This window comes from Cystobacter fuscus DSM 2262 (genome assembly GCF_000335475.2).
In the GTDB taxonomy this organism is placed as follows: domain Bacteria; phylum Myxococcota; class Myxococcia; order Myxococcales; family Myxococcaceae; genus Cystobacter; species Cystobacter fuscus.
Window position 1 is genome coordinate 309,968 of sequence record NZ_ANAH02000007.1, and the last position, 15,895, is coordinate 325,862.

Annotated in this window: 19 protein-coding genes; 11 read left to right on the forward strand and 8 right to left on the reverse strand. The window is 68.2% G+C overall.

The features are described 5' to 3' along the window. Positions 1–3: 3 nt before the first annotated feature. Positions 4–438 (reverse strand): chemotaxis protein CheW, encoded by a 435-nt coding sequence (locus D187_RS13570; protein WP_002621268.1) that lies wholly within the window; start codon positions 436–438, stop codon positions 4–6. 27 nt (positions 439–465) lie between these two features. After that, the gene (locus D187_RS13575) at positions 466–1,224 is read right to left on the reverse strand and encodes an OmpA family protein (RefSeq protein ID WP_002621269.1); all 759 of its coding nucleotides are present in this window, start codon (positions 1,222–1,224) and stop codon (positions 466–468) included. A 474-nt stretch (positions 1,225–1,698) separates the two neighbouring features. On the opposite strand from D187_RS13575, the gene D187_RS13580 reads away from it, so the two are divergent. Continuing rightward, positions 1,699–3,162, forward strand: a complete 1,464-nt coding sequence (locus D187_RS13580; protein ID WP_020918014.1) for a sigma-54-dependent transcriptional regulator — start codon at positions 1,699–1,701, stop codon at positions 3,160–3,162. Here D187_RS13580 and D187_RS13585 read toward each other — a convergent pair. The 3 genes from D187_RS13585 to D187_RS13595 form a co-directional block, all read right to left on the reverse strand. Then, positions 3,159–4,382, reverse strand: a complete 1,224-nt coding sequence (locus D187_RS13585; RefSeq protein WP_002630146.1) for a tyrosine-type recombinase/integrase — start codon at positions 4,380–4,382, stop codon at positions 3,159–3,161. The genes D187_RS13580 and D187_RS13585 overlap by 4 nt on opposite strands. A gap of 4 nt (positions 4,383–4,386) precedes the next feature. Continuing rightward, entirely contained in the window at positions 4,387–4,626 is a 240-nt protein-coding gene (locus D187_RS13590) for a helix-turn-helix transcriptional regulator (protein ID WP_043429633.1), read from the reverse strand. A 545-nt stretch (positions 4,627–5,171) separates the two neighbouring features. Next, positions 5,172–5,972 carry a hypothetical protein gene (locus D187_RS13595; protein WP_002630148.1) on the reverse strand — a complete coding sequence of 267 codons (801 nt, stop codon included), beginning with the start codon at positions 5,970–5,972 and terminating at the stop codon, positions 5,172–5,174. An 86-nt stretch (positions 5,973–6,058) separates the two neighbouring features. Between D187_RS13595 and D187_RS13600 the strand changes: the two genes are divergently transcribed. The 6 genes from D187_RS13600 (at position 6,059) to D187_RS13630 (ending at position 10,559) form a co-directional block, all read left to right on the forward strand. Further along, positions 6,059–6,259, forward strand: coding sequence for a hypothetical protein (locus D187_RS13600; RefSeq protein ID WP_002630149.1), 201 nt, complete (start codon positions 6,059–6,061; stop codon positions 6,257–6,259). A gap of 98 nt (positions 6,260–6,357) precedes the next feature. Next, positions 6,358–6,825, forward strand: coding sequence for a hypothetical protein (locus D187_RS13605; RefSeq protein WP_002630150.1), 468 nt, complete (start codon positions 6,358–6,360; stop codon positions 6,823–6,825). Positions 6,826–6,889: 64 nt separating this feature from the next. Further along, entirely contained in the window at positions 6,890–7,705 is an 816-nt protein-coding gene (locus D187_RS13610; protein WP_002630151.1) for a hypothetical protein, read from the forward strand. Positions 7,706–8,036: 331 nt separating this feature from the next. After that, positions 8,037–8,600 carry a hypothetical protein gene (locus D187_RS13620; protein WP_002630153.1) on the forward strand — a complete coding sequence of 188 codons (564 nt, stop codon included), beginning with the start codon at positions 8,037–8,039 and terminating at the stop codon, positions 8,598–8,600. 155 nt (positions 8,601–8,755) lie between these two features. Continuing rightward, positions 8,756–9,418 carry a hypothetical protein gene (locus D187_RS13625; protein WP_002630154.1) on the forward strand — a complete coding sequence of 221 codons (663 nt, stop codon included), beginning with the start codon at positions 8,756–8,758 and terminating at the stop codon, positions 9,416–9,418. After that, positions 9,402–10,559, forward strand: a complete 1,158-nt coding sequence (locus D187_RS13630; protein ID WP_076606157.1) for a helix-turn-helix domain-containing protein — start codon at positions 9,402–9,404, stop codon at positions 10,557–10,559. Before D187_RS13625 ends, D187_RS13630 begins: the two co-directional genes overlap by 17 nt. Before the next feature lie 83 nt (positions 10,560–10,642). Here D187_RS13630 and D187_RS49845 read toward each other — a convergent pair whose 3' ends face one another. The 3 genes from D187_RS49845 to D187_RS13645 are packed head-to-tail and all read right to left on the reverse strand — an operon-like array spanning position 10,643 to position 11,869. After that, the gene (locus D187_RS49845; RefSeq protein WP_002630156.1) at positions 10,643–11,200 is read right to left on the reverse strand and encodes a hypothetical protein; all 558 of its coding nucleotides are present in this window, start codon (positions 11,198–11,200) and stop codon (positions 10,643–10,645) included. A gap of 60 nt (positions 11,201–11,260) precedes the next feature. Next, a complete protein-coding gene (locus D187_RS13640; protein ID WP_002630157.1) occupies positions 11,261–11,491 on the reverse strand; it encodes a hypothetical protein in 231 nt (76 codons plus the stop codon). Positions 11,492–11,548: 57 nt separating this feature from the next. After that, positions 11,549–11,869 (reverse strand): hypothetical protein, encoded by a 321-nt coding sequence (locus D187_RS13645; RefSeq protein ID WP_245591705.1) that lies wholly within the window; start codon positions 11,867–11,869, stop codon positions 11,549–11,551. A 468-nt stretch (positions 11,870–12,337) separates the two neighbouring features. Between D187_RS13645 and D187_RS13650 the strand changes: the two genes are divergently transcribed. The 4 genes from D187_RS13650 (at position 12,338) to D187_RS13670 (ending at position 15,881) form a co-directional block, all read left to right on the forward strand. Continuing rightward, the gene (locus D187_RS13650; RefSeq protein ID WP_002630159.1) at positions 12,338–12,580 is read left to right on the forward strand and encodes a hypothetical protein; all 243 of its coding nucleotides are present in this window, start codon (positions 12,338–12,340) and stop codon (positions 12,578–12,580) included. 48 nt (positions 12,581–12,628) lie between these two features. Then, on the forward strand, positions 12,629–12,904 hold the full coding sequence (locus tag D187_RS13655) for a hypothetical protein (RefSeq protein ID WP_002630160.1): 276 nt from the start codon (positions 12,629–12,631) through the stop codon (positions 12,902–12,904). An 809-nt stretch (positions 12,905–13,713) separates the two neighbouring features. After that, entirely contained in the window at positions 13,714–14,349 is a 636-nt protein-coding gene (locus D187_RS13665) for a hypothetical protein (RefSeq protein ID WP_020918016.1), read from the forward strand. Further along, a complete protein-coding gene (locus D187_RS13670) occupies positions 14,349–15,881 on the forward strand; it encodes a DNA-packaging protein (protein WP_020918017.1) in 1,533 nt (510 codons plus the stop codon). The genes D187_RS13665 and D187_RS13670 overlap by 1 nt, the downstream gene beginning before the upstream one ends. Positions 15,882–15,895 lie beyond the last annotated feature (14 nt).

Consider the following 15,895-nt stretch of genomic DNA (forward strand, 5'->3'; position numbering starts at 1 on the left):
CGCTCAGCCTCCCTGGCTGAGGTGGTCGAACAGTCCCTCGGGGTCGATGACCGCCACGTCGCGCTGCGCGCTGCGAGCCGGGCCACGCAGGTGCAGGTGCACCCCGCCAGCGCCCAGCGGCTCCAGGCGGCCATCCACCTGGGACACGCCCGCCACGCGGCTGGCCGTCAGCGCCAGGGTGCCGCGCGTGAGCCGCACCAACACCGCGCGACGCGTGGGCTCGCGCTCCCCGGAAACCAACATGCTGATGTCCACCACGGGGATGACCTCCCCGCGGTGAGCGAAAACGCCCAGCAGATGCCCGGCGGCACCGGGCACCCGCGTCAGCTCCGGAAAGCTGACCACTTCCGCCGCGCACTCGGCGGGCACGGCATACCAGCTGCCGCCGCAGGCGAAGACGAGGTAGGACTGCCGTGTCTCGGTCTCGATCGAGGCCATTCGCGCGCAGCCTACCTCAAAAGAGAGCTAGCGAACGAACTCGACGCGACGGTTGGCCGCCCAGGCGTCTTCCGAAGCCCCCTGCTCGGCCGGCCGGTTCTCCCCGTAGCCCACCGCCTTGAGGCGGTTGGCCGGGATGCCGAGGTCCAGCAGGTACTTGCGCACCGAGGCGGCGCGCTTGTTGGACAGCTGGAGGTTGTACTCCTCCGTGCCACGCTCGTCCGCATGCCCGGCGAGCTCGATCCGGCCCGAGCCCGCGGCCTTGATGCACTGGGCCAGCTCGCTCAGACGGCCCTGGGCATCGGAGGGCAGGGTGTACTCGTTGAAGCCGAAGCGCACCGGCTCCCAGTCGCACTGGCCCTGGGGGGCCGAGGCGGCCACGCACTTGTTGTCCTGGCACTCCTGGCCATCACCGCAGTCCGTGCTGGAGTTGCAGGCGCCGGGGGGCAGCGCGCAGCGGCCCTTCTGGCAATCCTGGGCTCCGGGGCAGTCGGCCTTGGCGGTGCACTGCGGCGCGGCGCACTTGCCACCCTCGCAGATCTGCCCGCCCGTGCACTGCTCGTCACGCGAGCACTCGGGCGCCTTGGGCACGCACTTGTTCCCCTGGCACGCGAAGCCCTCCTTGCAGTTGGCGTCGGTGGAGCACTCCTGACAGGTGCCGTTGACGCAAACCTCGCCCTTCTCCTGGCAGGTCTCGTCGCTCTTGCAGTTGGGGTAGGTCGGCGGGCAGCCGGTGAGTACGGCCACGGCGAGGGCGAGCCCCGCGACCATCGAGATCCGACGCATTGATCCTCCAAAAAATGATGTCATCCAGTGGATGGGCAACGCGCTCGCCTCTAGCCCGCCCTGGAACATCGAGTCAAAGCCTTTTGTCCATTGCCCCGTGGCCGGAGCGGGCCCGCTCCTTGCCGATCTGTTTCAGGTGCAAGAACGCACTGCTATTGGACACTTCCACGCGGGTCGGAAGTTTTGTCGTCCACTCAACCCGGTGGAGAGAAGCACGGACCGAGCCAGGGCGGACGGCACAGGGTCCGCTTTTCCCTTGACCCCCGGACTCGAAAAGGGCCAGCGGGCGGGGAGCGCGGCAAAGAATGACAAGCACGCGGCCCCGGCGTGGGAATCTTGTCTGTCGTTCCGCGGCCCCGAGCCGTCTTCGAGCCGTCCAAGGGGACCCCGGGAAGGCGCGGCCCCCTTGAAGGGTTGGCTGATTTACGAGACGGTGCGACGTCCACCCCCTGTCCGCTCCCCAGGTGCGCCGTCATGCCCGCCTCCGTCCTCATCGTCGATGACGAGAAGAACATCCTGCTGACGCTCCAGACTTCGCTGCAGCTCGCGGGCTACAACGTGGAGCTCGCGGCCCATGGGCAGCTCGCCCTGGAGGTGGTGTCCGCGCGGCCCGTGGACGTGGTGCTCATGGACGTGAAGATGCCGGACATGGACGGACTCACCGTGCTCGCCCGGCTGATGGAGCTCAAGCCCGAGCTGCCCGTCATCATGATGTCCGGGCACGGCACCATCGACACGGCGGTGAAGGCCACCCAACTGGGGGCACGCGACTTCCTGGAGAAGCCCATCGCCCGGGACCGGATGCTCGTGGCGCTGCGCAACGCGCTCAAGCACCAGGCCGCCCTGGAGGAGCTGCGCGCCCTGCGCGCGGAGATGGGACGCTACGACATGGTGGGCGGCGGCCCGGCCATGCAGCACATCTTCTCCCTCATCCAACGCACCGCCCCCTCGGAGGGCCGGGTGCTCATCACCGGGGAGAACGGCACCGGCAAGGAGCTCATCGCCCGCGCCCTGCACCAGAACTCCCGGCGCAAGGGCGGCCCCTTCGTGAAGCTCAACTGCGCGGCCGTGCCGCACGAGCTCATCGAGAGCGAGCTGTTCGGCCACGAGAAGGGCGCCTTCACCGGCGCCGTGAGCATGCGCCGGGGCAAGTTCGAGCTCGCCCACGAGGGCACGCTCTTCCTGGACGAGATCGGCGACATGCCCCAGGCGATGCAGGCCAAGCTGCTGCGCGTGTTGCAGGAAGGCGAGCTGGAGCGAGTGGGCGGCGCCGAGACGCTCAAGGTCGACGTGCGCGTCATCGCCGCGACGAACAAGAACCTGGAGAAGGAGATCGAGGCGGGCCGCTTCCGCGAGGATCTCTACTACCGCATCAACGTGGTGCAGATTCACTCGCCCCCCCTGCGCGAGCGGCGCGAGGACCTCCCCGTCCTCATCGACACCTTCCTCAAGGAGGCATGCGCGCGCAATGGCCGCCGCCCGCTGTCCCTCTCGCCCGACGCCCTCGCGGTGATGGCCGCCCATTCCTACCCGGGCAACGTGCGCGAGCTGCGCAACCTCGTGGAGCGGCTGGCCATCCTCTGTGAGGGCCCCACCGTCACCGGCGCTGAGGCCGCCGAGCTGCTCCCTCGGAGCAAGGGCGCCCCACCGCCCGCCCCCTCCGATGCTCCCTCTCCTCCGGGGCCCCGCGCGCCCGCTCCCGCGGCCATGCCCCCGGGGGCCCCGGGTGGTTTCCGGCCCCGCGCGGACCGCACCTTCCGCGAGCAGGTCGAGGACGCCGAACGGGAGATCCTCCTGTTCGCGCTCGCACATACCCAGGACAACGTCACCGAGGCGGCGCGGTTGCTGGATCTGGAGCGCGGCCATTTCTACAAGAAGCTAAAAGCCCTCGGGATAAAGCGAGGGAGCCAGGACACTGGAACCCCTGAAAATCATTAGTCATTTCGGTGACCTCCGACGACGGTGGGGACTGCTCTGAGCTGCCGTGTGCTCGCCGTGTGCGCGCCAGCCACGGCTGCTGACGGCACGAGCTTGAGGCCCTCCACCGCCTCAACCAGGAAGCCGACGTCCCGGGCGAAGTAGTAGGTGGCGGTGACGGCCGGTGTGGAGTGCCCGGCCAGAAGCTGCCCGGCGCCGATGTTCCCGCCGGTGTCCTGAATCAAGTGGGTGAGGAACGTCTTCCTCAAGTCATGGAAGGTGAAGCCCTCGGGCAGTTCCATCCCGGCCCAGCGGGCAATGCGGTGCACGAGCTTCGCGGTGTGCCACCCCTGGCTGCGCAGGCCCCCCTTGGGAGACGGGAACACGAGCGGATCCATGAGCTGTCCGTGCCCGTCCCGGGGGGCGGCTTCGTACGCGGCACGCAGCTCGGGACGGAGCGCTGGGTGTACGGGCACCAGCCGCTCCTTGCTGCTCTTCGTGGTGCTCCGCTCCCAGCTCCGAGTCACGTAGAGGACGCCGCTCGGACCCTCCTCCCAGTGGATGTCGGTCCACTGCAACGCGGCGAGCTCGCCGCGGCGCAGGCCCGAGAGGACCGCCGTGAGCAGCAGCAACCGGTGAGGACCTGCGGCTTCGAGGAGCGCCGCAACCTGGGCGCGCGAAAGGAAGCGCGGCTTCTTCATCGCCACCTTCGGGCGGGGCAGCAGCGTCCAGGGGTTGTCCCGACGAGCCCCCAGTTGCAGGGCGTACTTGAAGAACAAGCGCCCGAACACGTAGAGCTGCTTCACGGTGGAGTCGGACTTACCCGCGTTGCGCGCGCGGACGAGCAGCGCGTCACAGTCGGCCGGAGTGACGGCCGCCACCGGCTTCTTCTTGAAGTGGGGGCCGAACCACACTTTCACGTAGGAGGCGGTGGGATCCTGCGAACTCAGGTGCCGGGTGGCCTCGAGGTAGCGGCGGAAAAGCTCGTCGCACGTCATGGGCACGGGCTTCGCCGGGGCGAGTCCCGCCGCCACCCGCTCCGAGTGCATGGCCTTTTCCTGGGCGATGCGCTCGGCCTCCGCCTCCATGCGCGCCGCCGTGCGCTCGCGCGCAGCCCGGCCCGCGGCGTCCCGGTAGCGAATCCACCAGGTGCCGAAGTCGGGGGCGCGGCGCTGCAGGCGCTTGCCCGCGGCGAGCACCGCCTTCCCCTTCGTGTTGGGCCGGAAGTACGCGCTCGTCACGCCCTCACCCCACCTGTCCCGTCTTCGACTTGGCCTGCACCCACGCGCGCACCTGCGCCGGATCGAAGCGGTAGTTGCGCGCCCCAAGCATCACGTAGGGCAGCCCCAGGTTCTCGCGCACCTGCTTCCACACCCACGACTTCGACACGTTGAGGAAGGCGGCCACCTGCTCGCACTCCCACAGGCCGCCCTCCGGCACCGCCACCAACCCCGGCCGTCGCTCTTGTTTGTTGCAGTCGTTCATCGCTTCCACGCTCACTCCCCGGCTCGCACGGAGACGACGTCCCCGTACGTCTGCCGCCTTCTGTGCGTTGATGACTCCCCCTGCCCCTCTCCGCCCCTCTCTCGGATACCGCGCCGTTAACAACCTTCGTGCCACCATCCATCGCGTAGACACCCGCGCCTACGCGTCCGACGCGACGGATGTGCGTCCGAGGTCACGCGCGCAGTGCGGACCGGACAGGATGAACTGGAAGGGAATGGGTTTGGCGCTCCAGCGCACGAGGCGCGAGCGGCCGGGTTCAGCAGAGTAAGAGGACGCTGGAGATGCTCCACCGCACACCCCATAAACCAACGCCCCGGCACCGGGGGCTAGACCGGTACAGGGGCGCGGCCGACGACCCCGTGGACGTACCAGTGGGGCGGTCTGGATAAGGGTCGCCCGTTGATGCACGGCGAGCCCTGTAAATTGGTGGTGTGCTGCGGAGACCTGCTAGCCCACAGGTTGTTCCGCAGAGAGACAGCAACTAACTAAAACGGATACTACCGCTCTACCTGAAGCGCAAGCGTTCAGCGGAAGAGCGATGCAGGCCTCTGCTGCGGCTTGGCGGCCGGCAGGAAGCACTTCCCCTCAAGCTCGTACAGTTCATCCGGGCATGGGGCGGACTTCTTCGTCTCGACCCAGCAGCCGTCGAAGTGCTCCTCCTCCAATGCCTTGTTGCACGGCGGCCGCTTCTGAACGTCGAAGGGCTTCTTGGGCATGGGCCGGGCGAGCACGACCGGTCCGACGTCGACAGTGTCGGTGAGCAGCAACCCCGTCAGATCCCCACCAGCATCCCAGCCAGCATCGCGCCGGGCCGTGACCAGCTCGGGGCGGGAGCTCCAGTCCTCCACCTGGGCGGAGTTGCCCGCGCGAAGGAGAAGCAGCGCGAAGCATGCGGTTAGCACGGCCCCGAACGCCGGGCGGAGCCAAGCTGGAGTCGCAGGCGGCGCAGCACGCGCGGTTGGCACATGGAGAGCGCGCAGGTGCCGGAGCGTCTCCGGGTTACGTAGGGTACGGGTGACCACCTCGTGCAAGTCGTAGAGCAAGAAGTCCAGCTCCTCCCCAACATCCTGCGCGTCGGCATCCTCGGGCGCGGACTCCACCTCGAGCGAGAGGTACGCGGGGGACACGGAGGAGGAGAGGCGCAGCGTCCAGTCAGCCACCGGGACGTCCAGAGCCTGGCGATCGGTGTGCTGGAGAACCAGCGCCGGAGCGCCGGTCTTCGCATTCCGGGCTCGGTAGATGCGGCCCAGGTCCTCTCCGGTGTTCCGGTACCTCGGCCCGAGTTGGTACGGCCCGAGTTGGCTCCTTCGCGGGGTGTTGGACATGGCGCGGCCCTCCCGCGCCGGGGTGTACCACGGCCCGCACCGACGCTGTCCAGCTCGGGATATTCACGCGCCCCTTCTCCGCGGGCATGAAGCACTTCTTCACCGCCCGCCACCGTCGCCTCATGGGGCTGCCCGACGAGGAGCCCGAGCCGAAGGTGCCCACCGGCATGCCCCCGCGCTGCTGTGAGAAGGCGGTGGCCGAGCGCTGCACCTGCGAGGCGCGCGGGTGGAAGTGCCCCGTGCACGGGCGCCGCCTCAACCCCTGCACCGGACTCACCCACGACTGAGGCCCCGAGCGGTTCCGGCCTCCGCGGGCCCCGGGCGGACTTCCCCCCTCCGCCCGGGGCCCGTGTCTTTTCCCTCCACCCCACGCCGAGCTGCGCCCATGCCCTGTCCCCTGCCCTCCTCCTCCCCTCTCCCCGTGCCCACGCTCGCCGAGCTGCTGCAGGCGCTCGAGTCTGTCAGCCCCTCCGAGGCCGAGCGGTACCGGGCGCGGGTGGCCGCCCTCGAGGAGTCGTGCGCCCAGGCGCATGCGCAACTCCTCCAGGACGAAGCGGCGCTGGCCGCGGTGGCGCCTGGTGGGCTCCGGTTCCCCTATGAGGAGTGGATTCTCCGCTCCTCGGCGGCCTCGGGCTCCCGCCGCGCCTGGCGCGCGCTCGCCGTGGACGAGGCTGTCCTGCGCGAGGCCCTGGAGTTCTCCCTCGCCATGGCCCGGCACTTCGCCGCCTCGCCCTACGTCGTCTGCGAGGCATGTGAGGGCTCCGGCTGGGGGCCACGTCCTCCCGAGGGCTCCGGCCTGGAGCGGCCCCTGTGCGCGGGCTGCGGTGGCAGCGGGAGCGTCCGCCGGGCGTGAGGCGCGCCCCTTCTGCGTCGTGGGCCCGGCGAGCATCCCGCGAGCCGCAGCCCAGGAGCGCACCATGAAGCTCACCCCGCGGCTCAAGCGGTTCCCTATCCTCGTCGGACTCATCTCCACCACCGTCCTCGCCAGCGCCGCGCACGCCGGCCAGGCCGGCTTCCCGCTCGGTCCCGAGGTCCGGCTCCCGAACGTCGACCCGGGCGCATGGGGCCGCCTGTGCGACCGGGCCGACGCCATCACCAAGGCCATCTCCCGCCTCAACCCCAACGCCACCGAGGAGCAAAAGCGCTGCACCAATCTGCTCGTAAAGGTGCGGCTCTACCGGTTCGCCCAGGTCGTTGATGGATTCGGCAGGGAGGGCGGTCCCCTCTACTTCCCGTCCCCCGACCAGGATGGTGCCGGGGGCGCCTTCGAGCGCATCTATGAGGAGATCAAGAAACACAAGTGCGATGACGAGGACGGGCCCGGCGGCCCCAAGGGCTTCGGCTCCAACGCCTTCGTCGAGGCATGGACGAACACCAATCCCGGATGGAACACTCACTCCGTCTGGGGCCCCGACATCGTTCCACACCCGGACCCGGTCAAGCACATGGTCGGCTTCCTCACCGAGAACCGCGAGCGGCTCACGAAGGACTTCCCCAAGACGGCTGTGGATGAACTCCTCACCCGCGCCACAAGCGGCCAGCTCACGGGCCAGGACATCGAGCGCTTCCGGGTGATGGCGAGCATCGGCGTGTCGTACCTCACCCTCTCGGCCCGCCAGGGCTTCGCCCTCATCAGCCGGGCCGTCGCCGTCCGCGTGCTACCCGTGTGGGTGCTACCCCCGGACTACAAGGACGTGCCCGGGAAGAGCGGCGACCTGCGGAAGGGCATGTGAGAAGGCCTGCGCGCCCCAAGGTGGAGCCGAGCCAGGGGCTGTAGGCCACCCGCGCCAGACGTGACAAGGGCCCGGCCTCCGAGGTGGAGACCGGGCCCTTCGTGCGTCAAGACGGCAGCTGCCTCAGCGGGTGGCGGCCTTCACCGCCACCCACCCCTTCGCCGCGACAGTCAGCGTCTTCCCCCACATCCTCCCGAGGGGAGCGGCCTGGAGCAACCCCTGTGCGCGGGCTGCGGTGGCGCTGGGAGCGTCCGCCGGGCGTGAGGCGCGCCCCTTCTGACTCGTTGCCCAGGCCGCATGGAGCGCGCCGGGCGACTCAGGAGGCAGTCCCATGAGGCAGTCCATGAAGTGGCTCACCGCGTCGGTGTTCCTCGTCCTCTCCGGCCCCACCGTCACGTACGCGGCGGACCTGCCCGCGGAGAAGCTGACGCGGGACTTCATCAACAAGGGGGATGGGAGTCGGATGTGGCACAATCTCTACGACATCATCACCAACCACATCCACGCCACCTGGAAGAAGTACGGCAAGGGCACGATGACGCCCGAGTCCGAGGAGTGCCTCCGCCAGAAGCTGACCGAGTTCCATGTGAAGGCGATGGCGCCTTTCATGAAGGGCGGCATCCACAGCCCGGAGGCCGTGGGGGAAATCCTCCACCGTCTGAGCAAGCAGGGCGGTGATCGCTGCCCGAAGGGCAACCCCGGACTCGTGGCGTACCAGGCGTGGGCTCGGGACGAGGACTCCAAGCTTCGGGACGAGCGGAGCGCCCTGGAGAAGGCCATCGACGAAGGGGTGAGCGCCGCCCGCGAGGCCATGGGACGGCCGCTCACGCCCGCCGAGGTGGCTGCCATCGGCGCGGCCATCATCTTCTCGGCGCCGGTGTGGGCGCTGCCGTAACCCGCCCGCTCCGGACGTGAGAAGGGCCCGGTCTCCGCAGTGGAGGCCGGGCCCTTCTTGATTGGCCTGTATAAAACAGGAGCACCTGTAACAAAGTTCGAGGGCCGTATAAAAATACTTGATCAATTCTAACTTGCGATCGATCGTACGCCCGCATGAAGGCCAAGAAGCCATGGGAACTGAGTGCTGGTCTGACGCTCGACCGGTTGCTCGTCGTCGCGCGACTCATCAACGGCGTGCATGAAGGGGTCGCGCGCCACATCGAGCCCGATAAGGGCGACCTGCTTTTCGGCAGGTGGGTGCCAGGCACCACCGTGTACGCGCGGGTCGCCCATGCGCTGATCTCGGCGCACAAGTCGGGCAAATACCCATGGCTTGGGATCGTCGATCCGACGCTTCAATTTGTCGGGTCAATCGCCGACGTCCCGTTCCGATTCTACACCGGCGAGCCCGAGGCGCCGAATCGGAGCGCACGCAAGTTGAGTGTCAAGGAGCAGCAGAAGCAGCGCGAGGCCTTCGACCTCAATCAGATCATGCGACCGGACCTGGAGTGGGGCTGGCGGTTTGCGGTGTACTGCGACAAGGAGACCGGCGAGGTCACGAGCATCACTCTCGAGGAGGTCCACAGTACCGGAGCTTATCGGAACGCGTTCGAGATCCCCTTCAAGGAGAACATCGCGCCGCTTGCAGCGGTGGAGGAGTACCTGCCAGAAGGAGTAGAGTTGCCTTCCTCGCAGCCCGAGGAAATCCCGGCAGCCGAGGAAACTGGTACGGAGGGCGCCGAGGGCGGCATAACGGACGATGAGAGCGACGAATGAGGCAGCCTTCGTTGGTGGCAACCTGCGGGTTGCAAGGAACCTCCACGGCTTGACGCTGGCCGAACTGGGCGAGAAGGTCACACTGTCGCACTCGGCCATTCATCACTTCGAAACCGAGTTGCGCAGGCCTACCGAGTCACTCGTCGTCGCCTTGGCGCAGGCGCTCGACGTTACTCCGTCCTATTTCGGCGTACCCATCAGGGAGGAGTTTCGCGAGGAGGAGTGCCACTTCCGGAGTGAGAAGATCCCGGGGCCGGCCAAGACTCGCGTCCTGGCACATGGCACGCTGTTCGGGCTATTCGTGGAGAACGTCGCGTTGCACCTCAAGGCGGCGCGCCTGCGACTACCTCCACCCTCTCTCCCGAGCGAACGAGCCTCCGGGAAGGAGTCTGTGGAGAGGGTCGCCGAGATGTGCCGCCGCACCCTCGGGCTGGGCCTTGACCGACCCATTCTGAGCATGGTCCGAGTGCTGGAAGGCCGCGGGGTTGTGGTGACGCGCTTCGAGGCCTCGATCAAGGCACACGATGCGGTGAAGATCGATGCTTTCTCTCGCTTGGGCTCGAAGCGTCCAGTGGTCGTCCTCAACGCCGACAAAGGGAGTACGTCACGGGCGCGGTGGGATATGGCCCACGAGCTCGGTCACCTCGTCCTCCATGGGGGACTACGCCCGGGCGACATCGAGCAGGAAAAGGACGCCGACTTCTTCGCGAGTGCTTTTCTTTTGCCGCGCACGGGCTTCCTGAAGGAGTTCCCGCAGCAGTCGAAGCTGAACTGGGACACCGTGTTCACGATCAAGCGGCGATGGGGAGCAAGTGCTGCGTCCATCGTACGGCGCGCATTCGACCTGGGACGCATCGACGCCCTTGAGTACCGGCGCTCATGGAAGCACTACATGTACCGGCACTGGCACAAGGGCGAGCCCGACGAGCCAGCGGACGAACCACCCGAGATGGTCCGCAACTCACTCAAACACATCGCAACGAGGACAGGGGCGACGCCGCGCCACCTCGCACAGGAACTGGGCTGGATGCCGGCTATGCTCAATCGCATCGTTGGTGAGGACGCAGCTTGGGAGGAGCCGGAGATTCCAGTAGATGGGGCTCGGGTCATCCCCTTCAGGCGCACGCAAGTCGGCAGTTAAGGACACGCTCGCATTCACGGACGAGAAGGGCCCGGTCTCCGAGGTGGAGGCCGGGCCCTTCGTGCGTCAGGACAACAGCCGCGTCAGTGGACGGCGGCCTTCACCGCCACCCTTGCCTTCGCCGCAGCGGTGAGCTTCTTGCCCCAACTGAAGAGCCCCGAGGCGCCTGCAGCGGTGAGCAGCGCGCCGAACACCAGCGAGAGGGTAACCGGCGTGCCCGCCTGGAGCGCCGCCACCAGCGAGAGGGACACGGCGGTGGCCATGCTCAGCACCACGCCGGCCACGTCGCTGGAGAGCCACGGCACCCGGGAGGCGAGGAAGCGGCGCACCACGTAGACAGCGCCGAGCACCAGGGCGCACGCGAGCAAGCCCCAGTTGCGCGAGGTGAGGGCCTGCACCACCAGCTTCACCACCTCCCCCAGGGCCACCTCGGTGGAGGACGGGGATTCGGGCGGGGCCTGCACCACCGGCGCGGCCACGGGGGCGAGCGGGCTCTTCCGGGCCTGGGACACGGCCTGGTCGAACATGTGGGCGGTGAGCTCGCCCGCGTGGGTGGTGTCCGCCGCGGGGGCCTGGGCGAGCGCGGGCGAGGAGAGGGACAGCAGCGAGAGGACGGCGAGGGACGACAGGGACAGACGCATGGAGGTACTCCGGGGGTGAGGGGCGGGCATCAGCGCCCGCCCGGGGTTGAAGGGTTGGACTCAGACGCGGGGCGGCCACCGCCAACTGCGCCCGCGCGCGTCCTTGACGCCCTCCTGGAAGGGGGCGGACTCGACGAGGATGGGCTGCGCCGGGTCGGTCGTCTTGACGTGCAGGCGAATCTCGCCGCACCACCTCGGGTCCACCTTCACGACGTCGGCGGCGTGCTCGTCGCCGCGCTCGTCCACGAACAGAACGACGCGGCCAAGGCTCGGCTTCTGGGGCTGCTGCATGGTGTTGCTCCTGTTGGGTGGTGGGCGAGCGGCAGCGCCCGCCCTGGGTGAAAGGCGTCAGGGGACAGAGCGGGCAGAGGTGGCCGGAGCGTCCGTGAGGCGCTCGACGGCGCGGGCGAGCCGGGACAGCTCGCGCTCCATGCCGTCGAAGCGAGCCTCAATCCGCGCGGCTTGGGTGGCGGCGCTGGACTGGGCGGAGGAGATGCGCGTGAGCTCGGCCTCGGCGATGGTGCAGCGGCGCTCAAGGTGGCGGACGTCCGCGCCCAGCGTGCCCCACTGCACGGCGAGCCCGAGCAGGGTGACGACGATGGGCACGGCCATGGTGAGCCACGGCGAAGGCCGAGACTCCGTGGGGGTGGGGGCAGGGGGCGTGCTCATGCCCCGCCAGAAGGGGCGCGCACACCATCAACCTCGGCGCGGGAGGGGACGATCCACCTGCCGGAGCCGCGCGTCGGGAACTGCCCTTTGCCCAGTGTCGGCGAGGGGTTGGCGGCGACAGTCACCCGATGATCCACCGCACTCTCGCGCCCGGGCGAGGCCCACATGTCGCACATGTGGGACACCGGGCCACCCCCACCCCCAAAAACCGCGAGCGCGGCCCGGCGGACGATTGCTTGGCGCGGTGCAATCTCGCGCTCGCGGCTACCCCACGCTCCCCCACCGAAGCTTTGGACGGAAACTGTCGGACGACCCCCCGAAAAATCGAGGTGGAGGGCCCTACCCCAGCCTCTAACCGCCTGGAATCACTCTCGGGGCCTCGCCGGGAGGGGGTGCGAAACGGCGCAAAACGGCGCACCCCACGCCCCTTCTCGGGGGTGTCACCTCGCAGTCCACCCCGGAGCGCGCATGTCCGAGTCGTCCGCCACCCTCTCCTCCTCTGCCTCCACCCCCGAACCCGTCCCCGAAGATTGGACGCCCGGTCGCATCGGCTATGAGGCCTACGGAGATCACCCCGGTGCCCATGGCCCGTGGACCACCTTCGACGGCCGACCCATGCCCACCTGGTCGGACCTGAAGAAGGGCGGACCGGCTGGACAGCTCACCCGAGACCGGTGGGAGATCGCGGCTCGGACCATCATCTCCGAGTGAGAGCAGCAGAGTGGCTCGGGGTCCACGCCGCCCCAGAAGGAACGCTCCATGAGGAGCGTCACCGTGGATTTGTCCGAGATGCAGGTGTACGTGTCCGAGTTGAATCCGGAGTTGGGGCGACGGGACAGTTCGGTCAATTGGCTCACCACCGCGCCCGTCTCCATGTCCGACCTGTGCCACGGGGCGCGCGCCCTGGCCGAGGCGTCGGCATTCCTGAGCACCAGTGACTCCGAAGCGTCCAGGTCCGTGGCCACGCTGGTGCAGGACTTGGCGAAGTGCCTCAGCGCGCAGATGCGCGAGCTCACCCCGCTGACTCAGTCCTGAATTCTGGGATGAGCCGAAACGGCGCTCGCCCAGTGCAGAGGACGAGCGCCGCAGGCCGCTCGATCAACTTCTAACTGCTCACCGGCATCGAGACCTCAGCCAGTCGCAGATCTCCTTGTCGAGATACCCCGCGAAGTCACTCATCCCCGTATGAATGCGACACACAAAGTACCGATCGTTCTCATCAGTGAAGAGCTTGAGCGCATCGGCCCACGCTTCTGGTGTGTCACAGGTTTCTACGAACCACTGGGACATGAGCGGGCGCCTCCACGAGATGGCATGCCGCTCGATGAACGTTCTCACGACGTCATACGATCGCGATGGCTCGAACTGGTTGAGGTCGTAACAAAGCATCAGTACCGATGAAGATAAAATCGCCATTTTCAATGATCCAAGTGTGGCGACCCATTCACCATCCGAGATTCGAACACCTTTGGTGCGAACAAGAACTTCGCCGAGCGAAGACTTGACCACTGTGGTCGTCGGCACTAAATGTAGGCACCTGTGTGGAACCACCTCGGTGGTTAGTGGGTCAGTGGCAGTGTGAATTCAGAGGCGCTGCAGTGGGGCAAACACTGCAGCGCCCGTCTCTCTCGACGCCGTTCGTCACTTCATTTTCGCCTCCGTGCAATGAAACGACCTTACGGAGGGCAGCTCTCCTGTCGAATTTTCGAGCTCCCGTGTGGCTCAGCTCGCATGCGACATGTTGCATGATGTAGCGAGTTGAAGCGGACAGGTTTGCCTTACTGTCAGCCCTGCATTCACACGGAACAAGCGGTCCTGGAGGTCGATCACCCCTTCTCCGGGGCATGGCCAAGCCCAAGGGCATTCCGCCGGATCTGCTGGGCGAGCCCTCGAACGGGCCTGGGGAGGATGCGTCCGATCTGCCGGATCCGCTCGCGGGCTTCCACCTACGGCCCGGCACGCGCGGCCCGCGCACCACGCTCACCAAGGCGATGATCCCCGTCATCGCCGAGTCGCTCGCCCGGACGGGCGTCCAGCGGATCGCCGCGGCGAAGGCGGGCACCACCGAGGACTGCCTGGGAAAGTGGCTCACCAAGGGCCGCGATGCCGTGGCCCGGCGCAAGGCCAGCCTCTACACCGAGCTGCTCTTCGCGTGCGAGCAGGCCTGGGCGCACCGCTTCGGCTTCCTCATCGAGCTGGGCGAGCGCACCGTCACCGACCGGCACTGCAACCCCCGCTTCATCACCTGGCTGATGCAGGTGACGGCGCCGAAGCAATTCACCGTGCCGCGCGAGCCGGCCGCCCAGGCACAGGGCGGCGCGCTCGGGCCCGCCTTCGAGCTCGTGTCCCCCGAGGCCGCCGCCAAGAGCGTGCGCGAGAAGTTGCTCCGCTTCCTCGAGGAGGACGACAAGAGCCGCGCGCCCCCACCCGAGGAGACGCCACCCCCGTCCGGTGAGGCCGCGCCCGCGGAGGCTGGCTGATGGTCGCCATGGTCGCGGTGCAGGACAACCCGCTCGCGGGCCTGCCCATCATCCGCCCGGAGACGCACGGGCGCCATTCGCTCTCCGAGCGCGCGGGGCTCAAGTTCCGCGACCAGTTGCGCCGCCAGCGCGAGCTGGGCGCGAAGCTCACCGCCGACTTCGCCCTCGACGGGCACCTGCGCATGAGCCCCGCGGAGGTGCTCGCCTGGCACTACGACCCCACCCTGTGGCGACGTCCCGTGCAGTCGCCGCCCTCGGGGGTGTGGCGCACCTGGTTCCTGTTGGGCGGGCGCGGCGCGGGCAAGACGTACGCCGGCAGCATCGCCGTCATCGAGGAGGCCCAGGCGGACCCCGAGGCCCGCATCCTCATCGTCGGCCCCACCGACTCGGAGATCCGCAAGACGCAGCTCGAGGGCCCGAGTGGCATCCTCTCGCTCGCCCCGCCGTGGTTCCGCCCGGTGCACCGGCGCAGCAAGCGCACGCTGGACTTCCCCAACGGGGCGAAGGCCTTCTACGTGCCCGCACAGAACCCCGACAAACTGCGCGGGTACAACGTCAGCGTCGTCTGGGCGGATGAGATTGTCGCCTGGAAGAAGTCGCCCGAGGAGGTTTATCGGGAGTGCCGCCGCGTCGCCCGAATCCAGACTTCGCGGATGCGCGCCCAGGGCCTGCCGGCGCGGCTCATCATCACCACCACGCCCAATCCCAACCCGCTCTTTCGGGAGATCCTGTCGGACCGGGACGGGCTGGTGCTCGCGTGCTCGTCCACCTTCGACAACGCGGCCAACCTGGACGGGAAGTACATCGCCTACGCGCGGCGGCTTCAGAACACCACCATCGGCCGCCGGGAGTTCCACGGCGAGCTGCTCTTCCTCGAGGACGCGTGCCTCTACGGCAAGGTGGACTGGAATGCCTCGCGCGTGGAGAGCGTGGAGGCCATCGCCCCGCGTGAGGGCAAGCCGCTCTTCGACAAGCTGGTGGTGAGCGTCGACCCGGCCACCGGGGAGAAGAAGGACAGCGACCTGCACGGGATTGTCGTGGAGGGCATCCGCGAGGAGGCGGATGGCCTCTTGCACACGTACGTGCTGCAGGACGCCTCGCTTCGCTCCCCCGAGCCCACCACCTGGGCCCAGGCGGCCGTGGACGCGCTGCACCGCTGGGAGCACCTGGCGCCGAAGCGGAAGGCATTCATCTTCGCGGAGACAAACACCGGCGGCTCGCTGGTGAAGAACGTCATCCGCTCGGTGGACGGCAAGGTGAAGGTGAAGGGCATGCGCGCCATGCAGTCCAAGGCCGAGCGCGCGGCCCCGGTGTCCGCCATGGCCGAGGCGCGCCTGGTGCACATGGTGGGCAAACACCACCGCCTCGAGGAGCAGCTCGCCAAGTTCACCGGTCAGGACGGCGGCCACGGTCGCGACGACCGGGCGGACGCCTTCGCCTGGCCCATTTACCTGTACGTGTGCCCGAAGCGGCAGAACGCCGGCGTGGCGGGGCGTCCCGCCGAGGCCCAGGAGGACGAGGACGACGAGTAGCCGCGCGCCCCTTC